This is a genomic window from Paenarthrobacter sp. NPDC092416 (assembly GCF_044755025.1).
Taxonomy (GTDB): Bacteria; Actinomycetota; Actinomycetes; order Actinomycetales; family Micrococcaceae; genus Arthrobacter.
In genome coordinates, this window is record NZ_JBIVQG010000004.1 from 56,044 (window position 1) to 79,475 (window position 23,432).

General features: G+C 63.1%; 20 protein-coding genes and 1 tRNA gene. 16 read left to right on the forward strand and 5 right to left on the reverse strand.

The features are described 5' to 3' along the window. Positions 1-99: 99 nt before the first annotated feature. Both ACIQC5_RS09850 and ACIQC5_RS09855 read right to left on the reverse strand, forming a co-directional pair. Entirely contained in the window at positions 100-2,211 is a 2,112-nt protein-coding gene (locus ACIQC5_RS09850) for an acyl-CoA dehydrogenase (RefSeq protein ID WP_400281063.1), read from the reverse strand. Between the two features lie 34 nt (positions 2,212-2,245). Next, the gene (locus ACIQC5_RS09855; protein ID WP_400281066.1) at positions 2,246-2,986 is read right to left on the reverse strand and encodes a TetR family transcriptional regulator; all 741 of its coding nucleotides are present in this window, start codon (positions 2,984-2,986) and stop codon (positions 2,246-2,248) included. Between the two features lie 62 nt (positions 2,987-3,048). Between ACIQC5_RS09855 and ACIQC5_RS09860 the strand changes: the two genes are divergently transcribed. The 3 genes from ACIQC5_RS09860 to ACIQC5_RS09870 are packed head-to-tail and all read left to right on the forward strand — an operon-like array spanning position 3,049 to position 6,659. Further along, positions 3,049-4,389: an acetyl-CoA C-acetyltransferase gene (locus ACIQC5_RS09860; protein ID WP_400281068.1), complete on the forward strand. Its 1,341-nt coding sequence runs from the start codon at positions 3,049-3,051 to the stop codon at positions 4,387-4,389. Between the two features lie 9 nt (positions 4,390-4,398). Continuing rightward, the gene (locus ACIQC5_RS09865) at positions 4,399-5,739 is read left to right on the forward strand and encodes a 3-oxoacyl-ACP reductase (protein ID WP_400281071.1); all 1,341 of its coding nucleotides are present in this window, start codon (positions 4,399-4,401) and stop codon (positions 5,737-5,739) included. After that, positions 5,736-6,659: a MaoC family dehydratase gene (locus tag ACIQC5_RS09870; RefSeq protein ID WP_400281074.1), complete on the forward strand. Its 924-nt coding sequence runs from the start codon at positions 5,736-5,738 to the stop codon at positions 6,657-6,659. Before ACIQC5_RS09865 ends, ACIQC5_RS09870 begins: the two co-directional genes overlap by 4 nt. 102 nt (positions 6,660-6,761) lie before the next feature. Here ACIQC5_RS09870 and ACIQC5_RS09875 read toward each other — a convergent pair whose 3' ends face one another. Then, positions 6,762-7,730 carry an alpha/beta hydrolase gene (locus ACIQC5_RS09875; protein WP_400281077.1) on the reverse strand — a complete coding sequence of 323 codons (969 nt, stop codon included), beginning with the start codon at positions 7,728-7,730 and terminating at the stop codon, positions 6,762-6,764. A 116-nt stretch (positions 7,731-7,846) separates the two neighbouring features. Then, a tRNA-Leu gene (locus ACIQC5_RS09880) sits at positions 7,847-7,932 on the reverse strand. Positions 7,933-8,201: 269 nt separating this feature from the next. Here ACIQC5_RS09880 and ACIQC5_RS09885 point away from each other — a divergent pair. Then, positions 8,202-9,506: a M20/M25/M40 family metallo-hydrolase gene (locus ACIQC5_RS09885; RefSeq protein ID WP_400281079.1), complete on the forward strand. Its 1,305-nt coding sequence runs from the start codon at positions 8,202-8,204 to the stop codon at positions 9,504-9,506. Positions 9,507-9,531: 25 nt separating this feature from the next. Further along, entirely contained in the window at positions 9,532-10,692 is a 1,161-nt protein-coding gene (locus ACIQC5_RS09890) for an acyl-CoA dehydrogenase family protein (RefSeq protein WP_400281083.1), read from the forward strand. 12 nt (positions 10,693-10,704) lie between these two features. Here ACIQC5_RS09890 and ACIQC5_RS09895 read toward each other — a convergent pair whose 3' ends face one another. Continuing rightward, positions 10,705-10,938 carry a DUF5703 family protein gene (locus ACIQC5_RS09895; protein WP_400281085.1) on the reverse strand — a complete coding sequence of 78 codons (234 nt, stop codon included), beginning with the start codon at positions 10,936-10,938 and terminating at the stop codon, positions 10,705-10,707. A 39-nt stretch (positions 10,939-10,977) separates the two neighbouring features. Here ACIQC5_RS09895 and ACIQC5_RS09900 point away from each other — a divergent pair, with 39 nt between their 5' ends. The 11 genes from ACIQC5_RS09900 (at position 10,978) to ACIQC5_RS09950 (ending at position 23,427) form a co-directional block, all read left to right on the forward strand. Continuing rightward, positions 10,978-11,235 (forward strand): hypothetical protein, encoded by a 258-nt coding sequence (locus ACIQC5_RS09900; RefSeq protein WP_400281088.1) that lies wholly within the window; start codon positions 10,978-10,980, stop codon positions 11,233-11,235. A gap of 272 nt (positions 11,236-11,507) precedes the next feature. After that, a complete protein-coding gene (locus ACIQC5_RS09905) occupies positions 11,508-13,181 on the forward strand; it encodes a sugar transferase (protein ID WP_400281090.1) in 1,674 nt (557 codons plus the stop codon). Between the two features lie 42 nt (positions 13,182-13,223). Beyond that, positions 13,224-14,333, forward strand: a complete 1,110-nt coding sequence (locus ACIQC5_RS09910; RefSeq protein WP_400281093.1) for a Gfo/Idh/MocA family protein — start codon at positions 13,224-13,226, stop codon at positions 14,331-14,333. Continuing rightward, positions 14,330-15,349, forward strand: a complete 1,020-nt coding sequence (locus tag ACIQC5_RS09915; protein ID WP_400281096.1) for an NAD-dependent epimerase/dehydratase family protein — start codon at positions 14,330-14,332, stop codon at positions 15,347-15,349. Before ACIQC5_RS09910 ends, ACIQC5_RS09915 begins: the two co-directional genes overlap by 4 nt. Next, positions 15,346-16,512, forward strand: a complete 1,167-nt coding sequence (locus ACIQC5_RS09920) for a DegT/DnrJ/EryC1/StrS family aminotransferase (RefSeq protein WP_400281098.1) — start codon at positions 15,346-15,348, stop codon at positions 16,510-16,512. The genes ACIQC5_RS09915 and ACIQC5_RS09920 overlap by 4 nt, the downstream gene beginning before the upstream one ends. Next, entirely contained in the window at positions 16,509-17,171 is a 663-nt protein-coding gene (locus ACIQC5_RS09925) for an acetyltransferase (RefSeq protein WP_400281101.1), read from the forward strand. The genes ACIQC5_RS09920 and ACIQC5_RS09925 overlap by 4 nt, the downstream gene beginning before the upstream one ends. After that, the gene (locus tag ACIQC5_RS09930; protein WP_400281104.1) at positions 17,168-18,250 is read left to right on the forward strand and encodes a glycosyltransferase family 2 protein; all 1,083 of its coding nucleotides are present in this window, start codon (positions 17,168-17,170) and stop codon (positions 18,248-18,250) included. Before ACIQC5_RS09925 ends, ACIQC5_RS09930 begins: the two co-directional genes overlap by 4 nt. Beyond that, on the forward strand, positions 18,247-19,791 hold the full coding sequence (locus ACIQC5_RS09935; RefSeq protein WP_400281107.1) for an oligosaccharide flippase family protein: 1,545 nt from the start codon (positions 18,247-18,249) through the stop codon (positions 19,789-19,791). The genes ACIQC5_RS09930 and ACIQC5_RS09935 overlap by 4 nt, the downstream gene beginning before the upstream one ends. Beyond that, on the forward strand, positions 19,788-21,077 hold the full coding sequence (locus ACIQC5_RS09940) for a glycosyltransferase family 1 protein (protein ID WP_400281110.1): 1,290 nt from the start codon (positions 19,788-19,790) through the stop codon (positions 21,075-21,077). Before ACIQC5_RS09935 ends, ACIQC5_RS09940 begins: the two co-directional genes overlap by 4 nt. Continuing rightward, a complete protein-coding gene (locus ACIQC5_RS09945) occupies positions 21,074-22,534 on the forward strand; it encodes an O-antigen ligase family protein (RefSeq protein ID WP_400281112.1) in 1,461 nt (486 codons plus the stop codon). The genes ACIQC5_RS09940 and ACIQC5_RS09945 overlap by 4 nt, the downstream gene beginning before the upstream one ends. After that, positions 22,522-23,427 (forward strand): chain-length determining protein, encoded by a 906-nt coding sequence (locus ACIQC5_RS09950; protein ID WP_400281114.1) that lies wholly within the window; start codon positions 22,522-22,524, stop codon positions 23,425-23,427. The genes ACIQC5_RS09945 and ACIQC5_RS09950 overlap by 13 nt, the downstream gene beginning before the upstream one ends. The last annotated feature ends 5 nt before the right edge of the window (positions 23,428-23,432 follow it).

The following is a 23,432-nucleotide window of genomic DNA, read 5'->3' on the forward strand; positions in this document are numbered from 1 at the left end:
GGGACGGCGCCGTCGTGGTGTTAAAGCTTCCGCAACTGTTCACCGCCCGGACGGGGACCCGTGCTAACGGGCGCCGGCCTCACGGTATGGCAGTTCCGATCAGCGGGACGTGGATGCCTTCAGCGCCAACAGCGACTTCTCGTCGGCAGGTGCGTTGCCGCTGGCCCGAAGCTCACGGAAATGCGTCTGTGCCTCGTCCTGACGGACGGCTTCCGCTCCCGAAGCGATGGCAGCGCGCAGGTGCTCCGGGCCGTAGCCAAAGGCATCAACCAGGTCCAGCGCGTGCGGTCGGATCTTGACGAGCAGACGGTTGATGTACGTGCCCACTGTGCGACCACGCTGCATGGAAAGCCGGCCATTCATGAGGTACCAAGACAAGTGCTTCTCGATCAGCGACAAGCCGAAAAGGTCACGCAACCAGGTGAGGACCCGCTTTGTGCCGTCATCGGAGACGTGGGTCAGGGCCTCGGTGAAGGCCTCCCACTGAAGCAGTTCGGCGTGGGCATGGGCTGCCTCGATCAGTTCATGTTGGTGCTGGTTGAACAGAGCCGCCGCTTGATGTTGGGGCAGCTTGTTGGCGCCCTTCAACGCCGCGCCGACCTCGGCAACCATGGACTGCACACGGTCCGTGAGGAGGGTCCGCTGTCCGTCTTCGTCGCGCAATGCGAGTGCGGCTTTCTGGACCGATCCGGTATCGGCGACGAACTGTGCCACTTGGCGAAGGCCGGTCCGGTTGAGGGCCACATCAGCGGCCTGGTCAACCACGTAGCGCGCCAGCACGCCGAAGTCGGCACTGCGGAATTCCTTCGCGTAGTCAGCCAGCAGCCGCTTCGCGACCAGTTGCAAGAGCACGGTGTTGTCACCTTCGAACGTCACGTAGACGTCCAGGTCTGCGCGCAGTGAGGCGAAACGGTTTTCGATGAGGAAGCCGGCGCCACCGCAGGCTTCACGGCATTCCTGGAGCGTGTCCAGGGCGTGCCACGTGCTCAGCGGTTTGAGGGCTGCCGCCAGTGTCTCAAGATCCTGCCGGTCCGTGTCGGTGTCGTGGGCTCCGGAGAAGACGTCGTCGAACTTCTGCAGGAGCTGCTCGTGGGCGAAGCTTGCGGCGTAGGTGGTGGCAAGCCTGGTGAAGAGGCGCCTCTGGTGCCGCTGGTAGTCAAGGAGGACCTCTTCGTCAGTGGGGGAGGAGGCATTGAACTGGCGGCGTTCGGTGGCGTATTGGATGGCGGTCTTGAGTGCCACCTTGGTGGCGGCCACAGCAGCGCCGTCCAGCGAAACACGGCCCTGGACCAAGGTGCCCAGCATGGTGAAGAACCGGCGGCCGGGGCTTTCGATCGTGGAAGAGTATGTCCCGTCCGCCGCGACATTTCCGTAGCGGTTCAGCAGATTGGTGCGCGGGATGCGGACATTGGTGAAGTGCAGGCGCCCGTTGTCGATGCCGTTGAGCCCACCCTTGATGCCGTCGTCCTCGCCGCCGATGCCTGGCAGGAATTCCTTGGTGTCCGGGTCCCGGAGTTCAACGTAGAAGGCGTGGACACCATGGTTGATGTTCCTGGTGATCAATTGGGCGAACACCACCGCGGCGAGGCCGTCGTTGGCAGCGTTGCCGATGTAGTCCTTCCATGCAGCGCGGAAGGGCGTGTTGATGACGAACTCCTGGGTTCCTTCGTCATAACTGGCCGTGGTGGCGATGCTGGCGACGTCTGAGCCGTGACCTGTTTCGGTCATGGCGAAGCAGCCGGGAATGTCCAGGCTCATGATGCCCGGGAGCCAATTGTCGTGGTGCTCTTTGGTGCCGAGGTGCATCACCGCGGAGCCGAAAAGCCCCCACTGGACCCCAGCCTTGATCTGCAGGGACGGGTCGGCGGTGACGAGTTCCTCGAAGCCGGCGATGTTGCCGCCGTGATCGTCGGAGCCGCCGAGCCGGGTGGGGAAGGCGCGGTGGACGGCGTTGTTGTCCACGAGGAACTTCAACTGCTCAAACACCCGCGCCCGGTGCTCGGTGTGGGTGAGCCCTTCAATCTTCTGCACTTCCGGGCGGCCGGCGACGTCGCGGGCTTGGTGGCGGATGTGCGCCCATTTGCCGAGGAGCTGCTCGCCGAGGGCAGCGACGTCCACTGCCGGTTCCGTCGCGCCGGCAACCGGGGTTGCTGTGCCGGCGTTCGCGGCGTCGGTGCGTCCTGATGAGGCGCGGTCCACTACTTCAGTCATGTTGCTTCCTTCTTTGGTTCCGACAACTGATGAGTCATAGCTGGTGTTGGCTGGTGGTCTTGAGTGCAGGAGCAATGCCGAGGCACAGCCAGTCGGTGATTTGCCCTGCCATGGCTGCCTGATCCGGTTTCGCCGGTGACGCTGGGCTGCCGAGCCACATTTCGCCGGCGTTCCGGACGAGCCCGATGGCCGCGGTGGGCCAGTAGTCGATCACGGCTTCCTTGTCGGCGCCGAGGTGCTCCTGCATGGGGGTGGCGATCATGTCGGTGATTTGTTCAAAGAAGTTGCCCAATGCGCCGGATGCAGCGATCGCGTCTTGTGCCGAGGCCTCGCCGGGGGAGAGCCGCGTGATGAACGCGTAGACGTTGGGGCTGGACTCTGCCATCTGCAAATAGGCGGAAACCATGGCGTAAAGGCCCTCGCGGGGCGTTTGTGCCAGCTGGGCGGCTTCCTTCATGCGGCGTTGCATTTGGCCCAGGATGACCTCTCCCATGGCCTGTTGGAGGCCGGCTTTGTCGCCAAAGTACCTGTAGTAGACCGACTTGGAGGTGCCCGCGGCGCCGGCAATGTCCTCCATGGACGCGTCGCTGCCCAAGAGGTGGACAGCCCTTCGGGCCGCTTTGATGAGTTCCCTGCGCCGCTCCTCGCGATGCGACTGCCAGCGGGCGGCTCTGCCGTCTACAGCGACCGGTGAATCTTCGACGGCGGCAAGCGCGGAAGCGTCCGACGCGGAGGCGGCGCTGGGGCTGGGGGATTCTGCGGCTGGGCTGTTCACGATACCCAGCGTATCAGGTACGCTGGGTATCAGTAACTGGTGATCGACCCAAGGAGACAAGCATGGCTGCAGCAGACGTGACCCACGCATCGACCTTCACCCCCAAGGCCACCCGCCGGGCGGTCGTTGTAGGAGGTAACCGCATCCCCTTCGCCCGGACAGGTGGGGCGTACGTAAAGTCGTCCAACCAGGACATGCTGACAGCCGCGCTGGACGGCCTGATTGCACGCTTTGGGCTGCAGGACGAAAGGATCGGCGAGGTGGCTGCGGGCGCCGTCCTTAAGCACTCACGCGACTTCAACCTCACCCGTGAAGCAGTGCTGGGTTCAGCGTTGTCGCCGGAGACACCCGCCTATGATCTCCAGCAAGCTTGCGCAACAGGACTGGAGACCGTGCTGGGCTTGGCCAACAAGATCAAGCTCGGCCAGATCGACTCGGGTATCGCCGGCGGTGTTGATTCAGCCTCCGACGCTCCGATTGCCGTCAGCGAGGGTCTGCGGGAAATTCTCCTGGACCTGAACCGGGCAAAGACCGCCACGCAGAAGCTTCGCGTCCTCGCCCGGATTCGCCCCAAAGACCTTGCCCCCGATGCACCGAATACCGGCGAACCGCGGACAGGACTCTCAATGGGCGAGCACCAGGCCCTGACCACGGCCCAGTGGAAGATCACCCGCGAGGCACAGGACGAACTCGCCTTCAATAGCCACCAGAACCTTGCCAGTGCGTACGACCGCGGGTTCTTCGATGACCTCGTCACCCCCTACAGGGGTCTCAGCCGTGACTCCAACCTTCGTCCCGACACCTCGCTGGAAAAGCTGGCCGGCTTGAAGCCGGTCTTCGGCAAGAACCTCGGTTCGGAAGCCACCATGACTGCCGGCAACTCGACACCCTTGACCGACGGCGCCTCGGCGGTCCTGCTGGCCACGGAGGAATGGGCGGATCAGCGCGGCCTGCCGAAACTCGCCACAGTCCTCGACGGCGAGGCGGCCGCCGTCGACTTCGTCCACGGCAAGGATGGGTTGCTGATGGCTCCGGTCTTCGCTGTACCGCGCCTCCTGGCCCGCCATGGACTCACGTTCGAGGACATCGATTTCTTCGAAATTCACGAGGCTTTCGCCGGTACCGTCCTCAGCACGCTGGCAGCCTGGGAGGATGAGGACTTTGGGCGGACGCGGCTTGGCCTGGACGGCGCCCTTGGCAAGGTGGACCGTGCAAAGCTAAATGTCAACGGATCATCGCTGGCAGCTGGCCACCCCTTCGCCGCTACCGGCGGTCGGATCGTGGCCTCGCTCGCGAAGATGCTCCATGAGAGGGGAACCGTGGACGGCCGGCCCGCCCGCGGCCTGATATCCGTATGCGCCGCCGGCGGGCAGGGCGTCGTCGCTATTCTTGAAGCAGCGTAGGGGAGCCCGATGACCGACAAGTACACGCAGATTGTCAGCCATGGACTGGGCAAAGACGTGGCACGCAGGCTTGGCCTGCCGCAGCCTGTTGTCCTCCGGAGGTACCAACCGGGAGCCCCTCTCATCACGGGCCCGGTCCTGGTCAATGGTGACAGCGCCGGCGCCGATGACCTTGCCACCACCCTGATGGGATGGGGCCTGGATGTTCGACGCAACGCCCTCCCCAAGGAAAAGCTCGGGGCCATCATCATGGTTCTCGACGCCGTCCAACACCCCGAAGACCTTGGTAAGCCGGTGTTAACTGTTGGTGCGTCATTGCGGGACCTCGCCGCCAACGCCCGGGTGATCACCGTGTCGAGGGTGCCAGGCTCGGCCTCCGCTCCCGCCGTCGCCGCCGTCCGGCAAGGCGTCGATGGCCTGTTGCGATCCCTCGCCAAGGAGCTTCGATCAGGGGCAACGGCAAACGGCATCCTGCTCGCCGAGGGAGTGATCACCACCAGCCCGTCAGCATTGGGAGCTTTGCGGTTCTTCCTTTCCGGACGCTCCGCCTACGTTGATGGCCAGTTCCTGACTGTCACCACGAACTCCGGTACGCTGCCGGACGACGTCGAGAAGCCCCTGGTGGGCAAGGTCGCCGTGGTCACCGGTGCCGCACGGGGGATTGGCGCAGCCATCGCCCGGACGTTGTACCGTGACGGCGCCAAAGTCGTCGTGGTGGACATCCCCGGCGCCGGGGACCACCTGGCCGCAGTTGCCAATGAGGTCCACGGCACCGCCCTGCAGTTGGACATCAGCCGCGACGACGCCGGTCAGCGCATCCTGGACCACGCCGTCGAACGTCACGGCCGGCTCGACATCGTGGTGCACAACGCGGGCATCACCCGCGACCGCCTTCTCGCGAACATGGATGAAGGCCGGTGGCAGTCCGTGATGGCCGTCAATATCGCAGCGCAGCTGAGGATTAACGAGGCATTGCTGGCTTCGGAGCATTTCAAGGACGCCCCGAGGATTGTCTCCGTTGCCTCTACAAGCGGCATTGCCGGTAACCGCGGCCAGAGCAATTACGCCGCGTCCAAGGGCGGAGTCATTGGCATGGTCCGCGCGACGGCCCCGCTCTTGGCGGCCTTCGACGGCACGATCAACGCCGTTGCGCCTGGATTCATCGAAACCGAAATGACGGCTCGCATGCCCTTGGCGATCCGTGAGGCCGCCCGACGGCTGAACTCCCTCAAACAAGGTGGCCAACCTCAGGATGTTGCCGAGGCCATTGCGTTCCTGGCCAGTGATGCTGCCGGCGGCATTTCAGGCCAGACGCTGCGCGTGTGCGGCCAGCAACTGGTGGGGGCATGAATCATCCCCAGCCCGTGATACTTGGAGAGCTTCCGTCGCTCTCCAAGCTGTACGTCAACGCGGCTGCGACCGCCGCCAGGCGTCGCGTCCTGGGCACCTCCACTGATGGGAAGCTGCCCGCCATCAGCCACGAAGTCCGGGGAGTAGTTGCCGACGTCGCGAACCTGACTGCATACCAACACCTGGTGAGTGAGACTGCCAGCGATGTCCTGCCCGCAGGGTTCGTTCACGCGCTGGCATTTCCCGTGTCCATGAGCATCATGAACCGGGACGACTTTCCCCTTCCGCTACTTGGCATGATCCATCTGGGGAACCATGTGGAGCAGTACATTCCCCTTCAGTTCTCGCAGCCCATGGATATCCGTTGCTGGTCTGAGAACCTCTCAGGGCACCGAGTAGGGACCAAGCTGGATGTCGTGGCGGAAGTGCGTTCGTCGACGGATGGCACACTGTGCTGGCGTGGTGTGTCGACGTATCTCGCGAAAGGCGTCTTCCTGCCGGGCATCGACAAGCCCGGGGCCAGCAATGGGGCAATGCCGCGCACGGACTTTTCACCTCCGAATCCAACAGCGCTCTGGCAGTTGGGTTTGGACATTGGCCGCAGCTACGCAGCAGTCTCCGGAGACTTCAACCCCATTCACCTGAGCGTTCTCTCCGCCAAGGCACTGGGACTGCGCGGTTCCATGGCCCATGGCATGTATCTGGCGGCCCGCGCATTGGCCGACGTCGGATCCGTTAAGTCAGATGCCTTCGTTTGGGACGTTGCCTTTGAAGCACCCGTCTTCCTCCCGGCGCGGGTGGCCCTGGACATCTCCACCCGGCAGACGGACTCGGGCACTTGGGAGCGTTCGGATTACGTCGCGTGGAATCCGCGCGGCGGCCGCCGGCATTTCAGCGGCAGCGTCGCGGCCTTGGGCTGAGTGTGAGAATGCTGCCTGATGGAAACAACGACGGCGGCGGCCACCTCAGGGTGGCCGCCGCCTTCGTGCAGTGTCCGGCTTTGTTTGAGGCCTGAAGTCCGCTCAGCGGGTCCGCGCCGCGGCTTCCGGTACGTAGGCGCCCGCCCAGCGGAAAACCTCCCGGAAGAACTGGCTTCGAGCCGGTTCGGCTGACAATGCGAGGTCGTGGATACCCCCATCAATCCGCGCCAGCGTCACCAGGCGTCCCAGCCGGACGCTTCGTTCCGCGATGTGTTTGACGTTCAGCACGATGTCGGCGGCGTTGATGGTCTCCGGCGGGGCATTCTCGGCCGCGCTGGCCGTGGAGGCGCACACGAGCACAGGGCAGCGGATATCCAAGCCCTTCGCCAGTTCGGCGTGCCCGCGCCGGATGGCACGCAGCCATCCAGCCAGGACCGGGAACCCTTCCAGCGGCTTCCATGTGAGGTTGAAGTCCCACGTTCCGCCGGTGCTGGCGTGCAGGCTCCGACCATACCGGTCACCGAGCGCGCCCACTTGGCGGCGCGGCTGGTAGTTCGCCAAGCGGTCAACGACGGCGGTGCCCACCGTGCGCTGCAGGAGCGGCTTGTTGAGGTCGAACCAGGGGCTGTTCAGGACCAAGGCATCGATGACGGACTCGAAGCGGCGCCGATGCGCCCACAGGCTTGCTACCAATCCTCCCGTTGAGTGCCCAAGGACCACCAGGACATCGTGTCCGTCCTCTTCCCTAATGATGCGGACGGCGGCATCGAGCTCTTCGTCATAGTCTTGGAGCGACTCGGTGTAGTTCGGCGTTTGGTGGGGGAGAAGGGACCGGCCATATTTCCGAAGGTCAACGGCGTAGAAGTCGTAACCGGCGTTGACCCACTCATCGGCCAGGTGCGTCTGGAAGAAGTAGTCCACAAATCCATGGACGTACAGCACTGCCCGTCCTGTGGGGCGCGAACATTTCCTGGAGACCAACGTGGCAATGACGTCGCCCTCAGCGTCGGGCTGGAGGGGGATGGTACGGGCCGAATATTCAGGACCGAGAATGTCTTCGGAGCTGCCCATGTTTTCCTTAAATGACTGAACGGAAACAAATGTGATCAAGTTCGCATTGTATTTCGTTCTGTGAATTTCGGACAAAACAAACAAGGCCCGGAATCCGAAGATTCCGAGCCTTGACTTGGTGCGCGGAGGGGGACTTGAACCCCCACCCCCTTTCGAGGACTAGCACCTCAAGCTAGCGCGTCTGCCATTCCGCCACCCGCGCAGGTGGTATCCGGAGCCTCGTTCTGCACCTCTCGGTGCTTCACTTTCCTCCGAAGCAGCGAGAAAAACTCTAACACGGTTTCAGGGAAACAAGAAAATCGGCGCTGGTCAGGAGCCGGTCCATTCGTATTCACGCCCGCAGGGCTGATCCGTTCACCGGCACGTAATGCTCGTGGTGAGTAGGCTGATGGAACACGGGAGGGCACACCAGGCGGGCAACCGCCGTGTCGTCACCGGAACCTGCATCCCAGCCACGCGAGGAGAGTTTCCATGTCTGTCATCCGCCCTGAAGACGAAGTTGTCCGGATCTGCCAGGAGCTCATCCGCATTGACTCCTCGAACTTCGGTGATGACTCCGGCCCGGGCGAGCGTGCCGCGGCCGAATACACTGCGGGGCTGATCTCCGAAGTCGGCTTGGAGGCAGAGATCTTCGAGTCTGCGCCGGGCCGCGCGAACGTCGTCACCCGGATGGCCGGCGAGGACCCTTCGGCGGATGCGCTGGTTGTGCACGGCCACTTGGATGTTGTTCCTGCGCTCAAAGACCAATGGTCAGTGGATCCTTTCAGCGGCGAACTCAAGGACGGCCTGATCTGGGGTCGCGGTGCCGTGGACATGAAGGACATGGACGCCATGATCCTGTCCGTGATGCGCGGATTCGCCAGAACAGGCCGCAAGCCCAAGCGTGACATCATCTTTGCGTTCTTCGCCGACGAAGAGGCCGGCGGAACGTACGGTGCCCGCTACGCGGTGGAGCACCGGCGGGAACTCTTTGACGGGGCTACCGAGGCCATCTCGGAAGTTGGCGGCTTCTCGGCCACTATCGGCGGCCAGCGGACGTACTTGCTGCAGACTGCCGAGAAGGGACTTTCGTGGTTGCGGCTCGTGGCCCACGGACGTGCAGGACACGGCTCGCAGATCAACACCGATAACGCGATTACGCGGCTTGCCGCGGCCGTCACCCGGATTGGTGAGTACAAGTGGCCTGTGGAACTGACGCCCACAACACGGCAGTTCCTGGACGGCGTCACTGAACTGACCGGCGTCGAATTCGATGCCGACAATCCCGACATCCTGTTGAAGGAACTGGGCACCGTTGCGCGATTCGTGGGCGCGACCCTGCAAAACACTTCCAACCCCACGCTGCTGCGCTCGGGATACAAGCACAATGTCATCCCCGAATCGGCAGAGGCGTTCGTCGACTGCCGCACCCTCCCAGGGCAACAGGAACAGGTGCTGGAAACCATCAAGCAACTTGCCGGCGACGGCATTGAAATCAGCTACGTCAACAAAGATGTGTCCCTGGAGGTGCCGTTCGCAGGCAACCTGGTGGACTCCATGATTGATGCCCTGCACTCCGAGGACCCCGGGGCCAAGGTATTGCCTTACACGCTCTCCGGCGGAACGGACAACAAGTCGCTCAGCAAGATCGGCATCACCGGGTATGGCTTCGCCCCACTGATGCTCCCGGACGAACTCGACTTCACCGGCATGTTCCACGGTGTGGACGAGCGTGTACCTGCCGAATCCCTGCAGTTCGGCGCGCGCGTCCTGAACACGCTGCTGAGCAACTACTAACCCGTTCCCACCAGGAGGACCAGCCATGACTCCCGAGGAAATACTGCCGGATGCGCTTCTTGAACGCCTGCGCGGCCGTGCGGCCGGTTACGACCAAAACAACCTCTTCTTCCAGGAGGACCTCGAAGAACTGGCGGACGCCGGCTACCTGAAACTGTTCGTGCCGGAGGCCGACGGCGGGTTGGGCCTTGGGCTCGAGGCGGTAGCTGCCCTGCAGCAGCGCCTCGCCACGGCGGCCCCGGCCACGGCATTGGCGGTCAACATGCACTTGGTGTGGACCGGCGTCGCGCAGGTGATGGCGGCCCGCGGCGATGACTCGCTGCGTTTCGTGCTGGAAGAGGCCGGACAAGGGGAGGTCTTTGCCTTCGGTATTTCCGAGGCCGGCAACGATTCCATGCTGTTCGATTCAACCACTGTCGCAGAGCCCCTGCCTGATGGCAGCTACCGTCTGACCGGGAGGAAGATCTTCACGAGCCTTTCGCGTGGCTGGACCCGGTTGGGGACGTTCGGCAAGGACGCGGCCGCCAGGGATGGCGAGGGTGAGCTGGTCTTTGGATTCCTTCGCCGCGACGAACCCGGCCACGAGACGCTCAGCGATTGGGACACTCTGGGCATGCGGGCCAGTGCTTCGAACACCACCCTGTTGCATGGTGCCGTTATTCCTCCCGAGCGGATTTTCCGGAAATTGCCGGTGGGTCCCAACCAGGATCTGCTCATTTTTGCGATTTTCGCGTGTTTCGAGACGCTGCTGGCCGCGGTCTATACCGGGCTGGCACAACGCGCTTTCCTCGTGGGCATTGAGAATGTGAAACGACGTACCTCAGCGAAGCACGGTGGCCGGAGTCTCGCCCAGGACCCGGACATCCGGTGGAAAGTGGCCGACGCCGCCCTTGCGATGGACGGAATCTACCCGCAGTTGTCCTCCATGGCCCGGGACATTGACCTCTTGGTGGATCACGGGCCGCAGTGGTTCCCCAAACTCGTCGGCCTGAAGTCACGCGCTACGGAGAATGCGCGCCATGTGGTGGATCTGGCCATCCGGGTCACGGGCGGCTCAAGCTACTTCCGCGGATCGGAGATGGAGCGCCTGTACCGTGATGTCCTGGCAGGAATATTCCACCCGTCCAATGACGAGTCTGCACACACCACCGTGGCCAACGCCTGGCTTGGGCCCCTGGCAGACTGATCCTCCAGGAGGTTAGAAAGTACGCTGCACCGAATAGACTTTCCGGCGTAGCCAAAAGCGCCGGCCGCCGCCGACGTAGAGGATGCTGCGCTCCAGTTCCCACTTGCCGTATTCCGAGTGTTCGGCGAGCCGGCGGCGGGCTTCAGGCAGCGAATCCTCAGGTCCAACCGTCAGTACGAGATACTCGTACTGACGTGCATAGTCGCGTTGGCGTTCAACTGAGCCGCTCAGAAATTGTTCCTTCATCCCTCTCCATTTTCGTCCTTTTCGGGCTAACGTGAAGTCATGAGCATCGATCCGCGTGTCGCGCTTCAGTCATTGACCGCCGCCCTCGAGGAACATCTGGTGGCTGCATCAGCACGTCGTGGTGAGGGTGATCCTAACGTCGAAGCCGCCTTTTTCGCTGTAGCCGACGCCTTCGAAGTGTACGAGGACGCACTGTACGAGGCCTATTCCGAGGTTACGCCGCTCCAAGTCTTTGACGACGACGAGGACGACGACGACGAGGTCCTCGATGAAGACCTGGAGATCGTGGAAGACTAACCATTCTTCGCAGCGAACCGGCCGTCTGGAGACGGCCGGTTTTTTGTGCCGTTTTTCGGCCTTCTTTGTGTTGCGTCCCAGCCTGATTTCCGCGGATTTTGTTGAGCCGGGCGAGGGCGAAAACACGTAGTCCTGCGTAGCCAAGCTAGGTACTTGCACGTAGGGGTCACGGGTAATCAGGCACAAACTTGAGTACCGATTACTGGTGCGCGCCCCAAAGGCCGGGTCTTCACTTGGTTGTAGGCAATGGCAGGTCTGCGAAGAAGGCTGACATGGGAGAAGTTCCAGTTGCACGTCTGGTTCAAGAACCGGCACCCAAGGGCGCTGGAGTCTCCCTCAACTCTGCTTTCCCCGCGGAATCCTCTGTTGCTGAAGTCAATCCGCCGGCGTCCCCCTGGATTGACAAGTCCGCTGCTGCACAGCGGGCTGACAAAGCGGGGCTGGCGGCACTGAGGTCGGAGGTGCCCATCGACCCGGTGCCGCCAGTCACCCAACACACCTACCCTGCCGGCGAGCGCAATCGCCGGGCCACGTGGACGCTCTTTCTGACCAACAGTCTCAGGCTCGCTGACAGTGCTCTTGTTGCTGTGGCCGTCATCGCGGGCTATCTGCTCGGCACCACCGGTTGGCCTTTTCCGGAAGGGCGCAACGCGAACCCCCAGCAGCTTGCCGTCAGCATGGTGCTCGCGATCGTGTGGGTGGCGTCGCTGGAAATCTACAGGACGCGGGACCCGAAAGTGCTCGGCATTGGCGCCGAGGAGTACAAGCGCGTTTTCTCTGCCAGCCTGCGTGTTTTCGGATTCCTGGGAATCGTCGCAGTCGTTTTCCGGGTAGAGGCCGTCAGCTCGTTCGTCCTTGTTTCTCTTCCGTTGGGCCTGATTGCTCTCACGGGCAGCAGATGGGGCTTCCGCCGCTGGATGGTTCGCGAGAAGTCCCGGGGTCGTTTCCTGTCCCGCGCCATCGTGGTGGGTGAACCGCAGGATGTCAGGTACGTCATCCAGCAGATCAACCGGAAGTCAGGAGCAGCTTACGAGATCCTTGGAGCATGCTTCCCCGCTGCACGCCGCGGCGCCGCGATTGAGGTGGACCAGGTCCGGGTACCAGTGCTGTCCTCCATTTACGGAATATCCCGCACTGTTCGGCTGACCGGGGCCAACGCTGTCATTGTGGCCGGGCCCGTGCCTGGCGGAAACCAATTCATCCGCGAGCTGGGGTGGAGGTTGGAAGAGGATTCTGCTGAGCTGGTCCTCGCTGCCACGTTGACGAATGTGGCCGGTCCTCGCATTCATTGGCGGCCGGTGGAGGGGCTGCCGCTGATGCACGTAGACATCCCGCACTACTCAGGTGGCAAACACACCCTCAAGCGTTTGATGGACATCGGCGTCTCGGCTGCAGCTTTGCTGGCCTTGTCGCCCGTCTTGCTGGGTCTCGCCCTGATCGTCAAACTGGACAGCCCGGGGCCGGTGCTCTTCCGGCAGGAACGCATCGGCAAGCAGGGAAGATCGTTCCCGATGCTGAAGTTCCGCTCCATGGTGGCCGATGCCGAGGCACGCCTGGAAGAACTCAAGGCCCAGGACGAAGGAGCCGGTGTGCTCTTCAAGATCCGTGGCGATCCAAGGGTCACCAAGTGCGGCCGCTGGATGCGGAAATACTCCTTGGACGAGCTGCCCCAGTTCTGGAACGTCTTCCTGGGCCAGATGAGCTTGGTGGGCCCCAGGCCGCCGTTGCTGCGGGAAGTGACCGGCTACGAACGCCACACCCACCGTCGGTTGTTGATCAAACCTGGGATCACGGGTCTTTGGCAGATCAACGGACGATCGGACCTCCCTTGGGATGAGGCGGTCCGGCTTGATCTTTACTACGTCGAAAACTGGTCGATAGCGGGGGACTTGATGATCATGTGGAGGACTTTCAGAGCCATGAGCCGGGCTTCCGGCGCTTACTAACACGTCAAAAACCAGCCATCCATCACAGAATCCGAGTGGACAATGAGCATAGGAACTATTCCGTCCGGTGAGATGAACGGAAACGGGTTGAGGCCAAGGCTGCGGATCGCCGTAGTCGGGGCCGGATATTGGGGGCCGAATCTCGCCAGGAACCTCAAAGCCAGCCCTGATTGGGACCTTGTGGCAATTTGCGATCTCGACGTCGAGCGCGGGTTAAGGCTCGCCGAGACGGTGGGCGGTGTGGCCGTCGTCGAGTCCCTGGACGAGTTGCTGGACACCTACAACCTGGACGCCGTAGCGGTTGCGACCCCGGCGCATACGCACCACGGAGTGGTGATGACGGCTCTGCGCGCCGGCAAACACGTCCTGGTGGAGAAACCACTGGCTGACAGCCGTGCGAAGGGCCTGGAAATGGTCGAGGAAGCCAAGGGCCGGGGCCTTGTCCTCATGGCGGACCACACATACTGCTACACGCCGGCCGTCCTGAAAATCCAGGAGCTGGTGGCCAGCGGCGCCTTGGGCGAGATCCTGTATGTCGACTCTGTCCGGATCAACCTTGGCCTCGTGCAACCTGACGTTGACGTGTTCTGGGACCTGGCGCCGCATGATCTGTCGATCCTGGATTTCGTGCTCCCGGGCGGCCTGCACCCCACAGAGATCTCTGCCCACGGAGCGGACCCCTTGGGGACAGGACGCGACTGCGTAGGCCATCTGACCTTCGGTTTGCCCAACGACGCCATGGTGCACGTGCACGTGAACTGGCTGAGCCCCACGAAGATCCGTCAGATGGTCATTGGCGGATCACAAAGGACGTTGGTGTGGGATGACCTGAACCCCCAGCAACGGCTGAGCGTCTACGACCGCGGCGTCAGCCTTGAACACCAGCCCAGGTCTGCAGCTGACAAGAAGTTGTCGGCGATTTCATACCGTTTGGGCGACACGTGGTCGCCTGCTCTGCAGGAACGCGAACCGCTGGGCCAGGTGGTGGCCGAGCTGGCGTCATCCATTCGGACGCACAAGGCCCCCCGGACCAGCGGAGAGTCCGGACTTCGGGTCTTGTCAGTGCTGGAGGCCGTGACTCAGAGCCTCGGGCAGGATGGACGGTCAACTGCGGTGGCGGGCAACGAAGTGACGCTCCAGGTTGCACGGTGAAAAAGCTCCTGGGCGCGAATGTACTGGTCACCGGCGGCGCCGGAACCATCGGTTCCACCTTGGTGGACCAGCTTCTCGACGCCGGCGCGGCGCATATTGACGTGCTGGACAACCTGGTTCGGGGACGCCGCGCAAACCTCGAAGGTGCCTTGGCTACAGGCAATGCCCAACTGGTTGAAGGCGATCTCCGGGACCGCGACCTGGTCCATGACCTGACCCGCGGCAAGGATCTGGTGTTCCATCAGGCCGCCATCCGCATTACCCAGTGCGCCGAGGAACCTCGGCTGGCCCTTGAAGTGCTGGTTGATGGGACGTTCAACATTTTCGAAGCCTCGGTGGAGCACAAGGTGGGAAAGCTCGTTGCGGCCTCTAGTGCTTCCGTCTACGGAATGGCTGAAGAATTCCCGACGGCGGAGCGCCACCACCATCACAACAACGACACGTTTTACGGTGCGGCAAAGTCCTTCAATGAAGGGATGGCGAGGAGTTTCCGCGCCATGTCCGGGCTTGACTACGTCCTGTTGCGCTACTTCAACGTCTATGGCCCCCGCATGGACGTCCATGGACTCTACACGGAGGTACTGGTCCGCTGGATGGAGAGGATCGTGGATGGCCAACCACCCCTGATCTTCGGCAGCGGAGAACAGACCATGGACTTCATTCATACGGCCGACGTGGCCAGGGCCAACGTCCTGGCGGCGGTGAGCGACGTTCGCGAAGGCGTTTACAACGTCGCCAGCGGCACCGAAACCAGCCTGGCCGAATTGGCTCAAACACTGCTGCTGGTCATGGACTCCGCGCTCCACCTTGAACACGGTCCGGAACGGGCTGTGAATGGCGTGGCCCGCAGACTTGCCGACACCACCGCCGCCCGAAGGGATCTTGGCTTCGAAGCCGCAGTTGGGCTGGAAGACGGGCTCCGTTCGCTGGTTGCGTGGTGGCGTCCGCTACGCGAGGAAATTGCTGCTTCCCGGCTTGTCGCCAGGCCCGAATCCCCGGCTGTGGGTGCACGATGACCACCTCCGAGACTTCACTGGCACGCATCGACGTCATGAAACCGTGGCTCGGCGAGGAAGAAGCGCAAGCCGTAGCCGAGGTCATCGCCTCCGGCTGGGTGGCCCAGGGCCCCAAGGTCCGTCAGTTTGAGGAAGCCTTCGCCCGGGAGCAACAGGCAGCGTTCGCCGTCGCGACCTCAAGCTGCACCTCATCGCTGCACCTGGCACTCGTCGTGGCCGGCATAGGTCCCGCCGACGACGTCCTGGTGCCGTCCTTCTCCTTCATCGCTACCGCCAACGCACCCACGTACGTTGGAGCGCGGCCGGTCTTTGTGGACGTGGACCTCCAGACGGGCTGCGTCACCGCAGCCACGATTGAAGCTGCGCTCACCCCCAAGACGCGGGCGGTCATCGTGGTGGACCAGGGCGGCGTACCCGTGGATCTCGACCCCATCCGGGCCCTGTGCGACCCCCTTGGCATCGCCGTCATTGAAGACGCGGCGTGCGCCATCGGTTCGAGCTACCGGGGACGACCAGTAGGCGCAGGCGCCGAACTGGTCGCATGGTCCTTCCATCCCCGCAAGATCCTTACCACTGGCGAGGGCGGAATGATCTCCTCCTCCCGCCGTGACTTGGCAGACCAAGCCCGACGCCTCAGGGAACACGCCATGAGTGTTTCGGCTACGGACCGCCACGCAAGCATCCTCGCCCCCGCCGAAGAATACCTGGAGGTTGGGTTCAATTACCGCATGACGGACCTTCAGGCCGCCGTCGGAATCGTCCAACTGGGCCGTTTGGCCGCCGCCGTACAGCGACGCCGTGAACTGGCCTCCACCTACGCTGCGGCTTTCGCCGGGGTCGAGGGCCTCCGGCTGGTGATGGACCCCGCCTATGGCACCGGCAACTTCCAGTCCTGCTGGCTCGAAGTGGGTGCAAACTTCCCGGTGGGAAGGGACAGCCTGATGACCCGGCTCGCCCAGGATGGCATCTCGGCCCGGCGGGGCATCATGGCGGCACACCGCCAGCCCGCGTATACCGGCAGGGACACGGGAAACGCCGACTTGGCAGTCACTGAATGGCTCACCGACCACACACTGATCCTGCCGCTGTACCACCAACTTGACGACGGCGACCAAGCCCGCGTCATCGACTCAGTACTTCATGCGGCGGGGCAGCAGAGATGAGCGAGCTACTCCTCATCGCAGCCAGCGGACTCGCACGTGAAGTCCTTGCCATGGTCCGCGGGAGCGGTCTCTACGACGTCGTTGGCATCCTCGACGACGACGAAGACAAGCTGGGCCGGGTAGTGGACGGCGCCCATGTACTGGGACCGATCCGTGACGCCCTGAAGTTTCCGCACGCGCTCCTGCTGGTCTGCATAGGGTCAGGGAGCGGTCGTGAAAGCGTCGTGATGAGACTCAGGACCCTGGGGCTGGCAGAGGACCGGTATGCAACGGCCATCGATCCCTCGGTCCACCCGCCCGAGGGATGCCGGATTGGCCTTGGCAGCATCCTGTTGGCCAACGTCACCATGACAGCTTCGGTGTCTCTCGGCATGCACGTGGTCGCTATGCCGGGAGTCACCTTTACCCATGATGACGAAGTGGACGACTTTGCGACGTTTGCCGCAGGCGTATCGCTCGGTGGGAGCGTCCGCATTGGCCGCGCCGCCTACCTCGGCATGAACGCCAGCGTCCGGGAACACCGGCGCGTTGGGGCCGGGGCAACCATCGGGATGGGTGCCGCCGTCCTGACTGATGTTCCCGACGGCGAAACCTGGGCCGGCGTACCGGCCAGGATCATCCGCCGCGGGAATTCACCACAGCTGGAGGACATGCTGTGAAGCTGACACGTCCACGCCCCCTGCACAGCCGCCCCCTGGTGACGGTAGTGGTGCCCTGCTACAACTACGCGAGGTTCCTGCCGGCCGCTGTGGCCAGCGCCCTCACGCAGGAAGGCGTGGACGTCGAGGTCATCGTCGTGGACGACGCTTCCACCGACGAAAGCCTCACGGTTGCCAACAGCCTGGCAGCCACGGATGCGAGGGTGAAGGTGGTCGCACACCCGCACAACCGCGGACACATCGCCACTTACAACGACGGACTCGCCCGGGCCGGGGGAAAGTACGTCACCCTCCTGTCGGCTGATGACCTGATCGCTCCCGGAGCACTTGCCAGGGCCGCTGCCCTCATGGAGCACAACAACCGCGTGGGAATGGTCTACGGACTTCCCAAGGACTTTAGCGATCCGTCCACTACGCCATGGCCGGACACCAGCCCGCAACGCTCCACCTGGACACTCTGGAAGGGAAAGAGCTGGATCGCACTGGCATGCGCACGGGGGAGGAACTTCATCCTGTCACCCGAAGTCGTCATGCGCACAGAGGCAGTGCTGGGCATCGGGGCGTACAACGCCACTCTCCCGCACTCCGGAGATCTCGAATACTGGCTGCGCGCGGCTGCCATCTGGGACGTAGGACGGATCAACGGCCCAGTCCAGGCTTACTACCGCGTCCACGGCGCGAATATGCACCAGACGCACTTCGCCGCGGCCGCCGTCGACCTCCAACACCGGCTCGATGCCTTCCGCGTGCTCGAAGATCCACGCTTTCCAGTACCCGCTGAGCTCAGGGCCAGGCAACTGCATCGCGCACAACGGGCCTTGGGCAAGGAAGCCACCAGGCTCGCCTACAGCGAACTCGCACACAGCGGCTCCACCGAGTCCGCAACCGAGCTCCGCAAATTCATCGAAACCCTGCACGAAATGCCAGGAAACATCCGCAAAGCCAACGCCATCCAAGCGAAAATCACCAAGGCATCCCGCGGCAAACGCCCCAGTACCGGCCGAGCAGCTGCCGAGTACGTCCACACCCAACTTGACCGCGTCCGTTGGCGCCTATGGGCCATGACAGGCATCTCATGACCACCCGCAGGGAAAACCGAACTCTGGGAAACCGGGCTGCGAGCGCCACGCTCTGGGGTGGACTCAACATGGCCCTGGGACGGACCGTCCAGTTCGCCACGACCATCATCGTCGCCCGGATGATCGCCCCCGAACACTTCGGCGCACTCGCCGTCGCCATCGTGATCCAAACGATCGCCACCAATATGGCAGAACTGGGTGCCACGGCAGCCCTTGCACGCGGCAACGGCGACCCCGACAAAATCGCCCCCACCGTCTTCTCCATCGCCCTGGTCACCAGCACCGCCATGACGGCAGGCGCCATTGCCTTGGCCCCTGCCATCGCCGCCCTGTTCGACGACCCAGCCGCAACGCCGGTAATACAGGTACTGTCCACCACCATCCTCCTGCAGGGCATTGCTGCTGTACCTTCCACCATGGTGTGGAGGGAATACCTCCAAAAGCCACGGGTCGTGGTCGACCTCGCCAGTGTGGTGACCATCCTGGTACTGGTCGTCCCCATGGCACTGGGCGGCTGGGGCGCAATGGCGCTTGCATGGTCACGTGTGGGCGGCCAAGTCGTCGCGCTGATCGGTTACTGGATCATCACTCCCAAGCGCTACGCGCCGGGCTTCAATCGCTCAGTGGCCTCGGACATCCTCAAGCTGGGTATGCCGCTGGCGATGGCGAACCTCGTGGTCTTCGTGACACTCAACATCGACTACCTCCTGATCGGCCGCATGCTCGACCCCGTCGCCCTTGGCCTTTATCTCCTGGCCTTCAACCTGGCAGGGTTGCCAAGCCAAGTCATTACCGCTGTAATTCGTTCCGCGGCTGTGCCAACGTTCGGCCGCCTCCACGCCGAAGGCACACTCGGAGCCCTCGCAGCTCGGTTCGTTGCAGGGGTCTCGTACTGCGCCTTTCCCGTGTCCGCCATGGTCATCGCCTTGGCCCACCCCCTGATCGTCACCGCCTACGGCCAAACCTGGGCGCCGGCAGGAATGGCCCTGGCCACCCTGGGAGTCTTCGGCGCCGCACGGATCCTCGTTGAGCTGTTCGCGGACCTCAGCGTTGGCGCCGGGCGAACCGTATGGCTCTTCTGGGTACAGGTAGCCTGGCTTGCCACCCTCACCCCGGCCCTCTACTTCGGCATTCTCTGGTGGGGTATCGCAGGGGCAGGAGTAGCGCACGCCACCGTCGCCATCCTCATCGTCATCCCCCTGTACGTGAAGGCACTGACCTCCGTACTGCAGGTGACAGCATGGCAACTCCTGCGGGGGAGCGCCTCATCGCTCCTGGCCTCCGGTGTGGCAGGTACAGCTGCATGGGCCGCCACAACAACGATCACCCATCCCGTCGTAGCCGTGGCCGCCGGCACGTTGCTGGGAGCCGCCATCTACCTGCTGCTGACCCTTAAGCAAGGCCGGCGGCTGTTCAGGGAGATCAGTTCACTCCTGCGCCCGGAACAAACCAGGCAGCAGGGCCCCACTGGAGTCGCAGAACCCGAACCCGCGCTCGCAGAAGCCTCACCCGCGGAATCCGGACGGGTGGGCAAGCCATGACACCCAAGTTGGCAACACTTCACCTCATAGCCACACGGGTGAAGAAGGACGGCTGGTCATCAGTTGCCCGGCAGGGCACCGGCAAAGTGCTCACCACGGTCCTGGACAGGCTCCACCTCTCAGAACCCGAACTTCCCCTGCGCCCCGAGGACATCGTTGACCCTGGAACGGCGGCACCATCCTGGCAGGTCCCCGGAACCTCTGGAAACCTCCGCATTGGTTGGGTGTGCACCCCGCCCGCCCCAGGGTCAGGCGGCCACACGACGTTCTTCCGGATGGTCCAAGGACTCGAAGCCCGCGGCCACCAATGCACCCTGTTCCTCCATGACCGCAATGACGACGACGTCACCAGGCATGAAGCAACCATCCGCCGCCACTGGCCGATGATCAAGGCTTCCGTGCGTAGCGCCACGGATGGACTGGAAGGGGTGGACGCCATCGTCGCGAGTTCCTGGCCCACGGCACACATTGTTGCCGCGCGGTCCCCGCGCGGCGTCCATCCCTTCTACTTCATCCAGGACTACGAGCCGTACTTCTACCCCCGGGGCGCCTTCTACGCCATGGCCGAAGACAGCTACCGATTCGGTTTCACCAACGTTGCCCTGGGCGGGATGATCGCCAAGGTCATGCAAACAGAACTGGGCCTGCCACCGGACGCAGTAGTTCCCTTCGGCTGCGACACAGACGTTTACCGACTCCTGGACACCCCACCAACAGTCCGGCGCAGCGGAGTGGTCTACTACGCCAAAAGGAAAGTCGACCGCAGGGGCTACCTCCTGGCCAAGCTGGCTCTGGAAGAATTCCACCACCTCCACCCCGAGCAGGAAATCCACATCTACGGTGACATCATCACCGGCTGGAACATTCCCGTCACCAACCACGGGAACATGACACCCGCGCAACTGAACACCCTCTACAACCAAACGATCGCCGGATTGGCTATATCGTTTACCAACATCTCCCTTGTTCCCGGCGAACTCCTCGCAGCCGGCAACGTACCCGTCCTCAACAACGCCCCCTTCGCGTCCGGACTCCTGGACGACCCCGACGCCGTATGGGCCCCCGCCACCCCCATGGGGCTGGCAACAGCGCTCGCAGAGGTCGTGAGCGCCCCTGATGTGGACGAGCGTCCTTCGCGGATCGCCGGCAGGCCGCGATTGGACTGGAAGGTCTCCCAGGAAGTGTTCGCCGATCTGCTCGAAGCCACGTGTGCCCTCGCAGCAGCGGAGTCCCCAGTCATTCGCTCAGAGAACCGGGACCATTCAAAGAACCGGGTCCGGGCATGAGGGCGAACAGGAAGGCCCTGACCTTCACGCCACCGCTTGAGGCAAGCCATGCGGAGCTCTCGGTGCAACCCGGTATCAAGGGACACGTGTCGTTGCTGCTGAAGTTCGCGGCCTTCGGTGTCTTCTTCTTCCCGTCGAACATGATCGTCAAGCCCTTGGGGGCCATTGGCACCATTCCGCTGATGGTGGCACTGCTGTTGCTCGCCTTGTGGCTGTGCTCCGTGCTCTTCGGGCTGCAAAACCCCTTGAAGACCAGGCATCCGGGGCGACTCGGGGTGGGGCTGCTGTGGTTGGGCACGTGTGCGTCCTACGTTGCGCTGTATTCGGGCTTCTCGGGCAATACCAGCGTCGCCTCCCAAGCCGCAGCGGACCGGTGGCTGATTCTGGTCCTGGCGAGCGCGGGCATCGTCCTGGTCACCGCCGAGGCTGTGCGGACACTCAATGATGCTATGTCACTGGTTCGCGCGATTCTGGCAGGTGCTTTCTTCTGCTGCCTGGTTGCCGCCATCCAGTTCCTGTTCCGGGTCAACCCCATGCTGTGGATCCAGGAGGCCATGGTGGGATTCACGGACAATGGAGGCAACACCGCATTCCAGGTCCGTGGCCTCATGATGCGCGTTGCCGGCAGTACCTTCCACTCCATAGAACTGGCCGTCGTCTGCTCCATGCTGTTGCCTTTGTCCATCTGGCGCAGTCTCTATGACCCCATCGGCCGCAAATGGCTGCACTGGACCGGCACAGCGCTCCTGGTGTTCGCCATTGCGTCAACAGTGTCCCGCTCCGGAGTTCTGGGACTCTTCATGGGCATGCTGGTATTTGTTCCTTTCCTGCCGCGAATCGCCCGCCGCTGGGCGCTCGTTGCGGCCCCCATGGCAATGGCTGCCCTCTTCCTGGGCATCCCCGGACTCGTGGGCACCCTGACATCATCCTTTACGGCCGGCGACAGTGATCCGTCGCTCACCACAAGGACCAACAACTATCCCCGCGTGGCCGAGATGTTCGGCGAACTTCCGTTCCTTGGGCTCGGCCCGGGAAACTACCAGCCGGCCAACGCGTTGAACATCCTTGACAACCAGTACCTGAACTCACTGGTGACCATGGGCCTGGTTGGCTTCATTGGCACGCTCGCCTATCTGACTTTTCCCGGCATATCGTCGTTGATCGCCGCGAGGGCGTCACGGATACCGGCGCTGCGTGCCCTTGCAGGAGCTTTGGCCGGGGGAGGGATCGTCGCGGCCGGGTGCTCGCTCACCTTTGATTCCATGTCCTTCCCGGTATTTGCTTTGACGTACCCGTTCATTGTTGGCCTCGCTGGAGGTACATGGATCATGATTCGACGAGAACTGGACCTCCGGGAATCCACTGTGGTTGACGACGGGGACAGTGGACCGCCGCCGGGTGGACCGGCAGCCAATACTTCCACCCCGAATGCGAAGGCGATCACATGGACCCCGTAGTAGTAATCAAGACACTCTGGCACCACAAGCTGGTGGTTCTACCCGTCCTCCTGTTGACGGCGCTTGCTGCTGTCTACGTGTACTCCTTTGCCCCGCGATCCTATGAGGCAAAGACGACGTACGCCATTGTGAATCCCAAGATCCCCACGGCAGCAGAATTGGAGAAGAATCCTGCCTTGGGACTACTCAATTCGGATAATCCGTACCTGCGTTCGGCCGATTCATCGCTGATCGCCCAAGTAATCGGTACGCGGCTCAACGACGATACGACAGGGGATGCCCTGTTGCGCGCCGGCCTCAGCACGGACTTCACCGTGGAACGCCCGCCGGCCTCGTTCCTCATCGAGATCTCGGCTACTTCGGACAGCAGGGAGAAGGCCGTCGCCACGGTTAACGCCCTGGGGAGCCGAATGGAGGAGGATCTGCACTCGATCCAGTCGGCTAATGGCGCCGACGAGCGGTTCCTCTACACATCCCTGATGATTGCCGCCCCGGACAATGCCACTGAGCAGTTCTCCAGCCGTCTCCGTTCCCTCATTGTGGTGCTGGTGGCCGGAGTGGTGCTGACCTTCGGAGCGGTTTCGATAGCTCGCGGAGTAGAAAACTCGCGGGCGCGGGCCAGGGCAGAGGCCCCAACCGAGGAACGGCAAAAGAAGTCCCGCCGTCGGCGCGCCGACCCGGATCCGGAAGAGCGGGCCGAGCACGACGAAGAATCCAAACCGCTCACCCTGACGGCACTGGACAAGCTGACAGTGCAGGACGTGCTGGAGCCGACAGGCAGTGACGACGATGCCTTCCTGCAGAACGGCCCGTTGCATGAAGCACTCCGGTCCGGCGGCCGCACCACATCACCCATCGGCGCCGCATCACCCATCAAGGAAACATCTGTCTGAAAGCG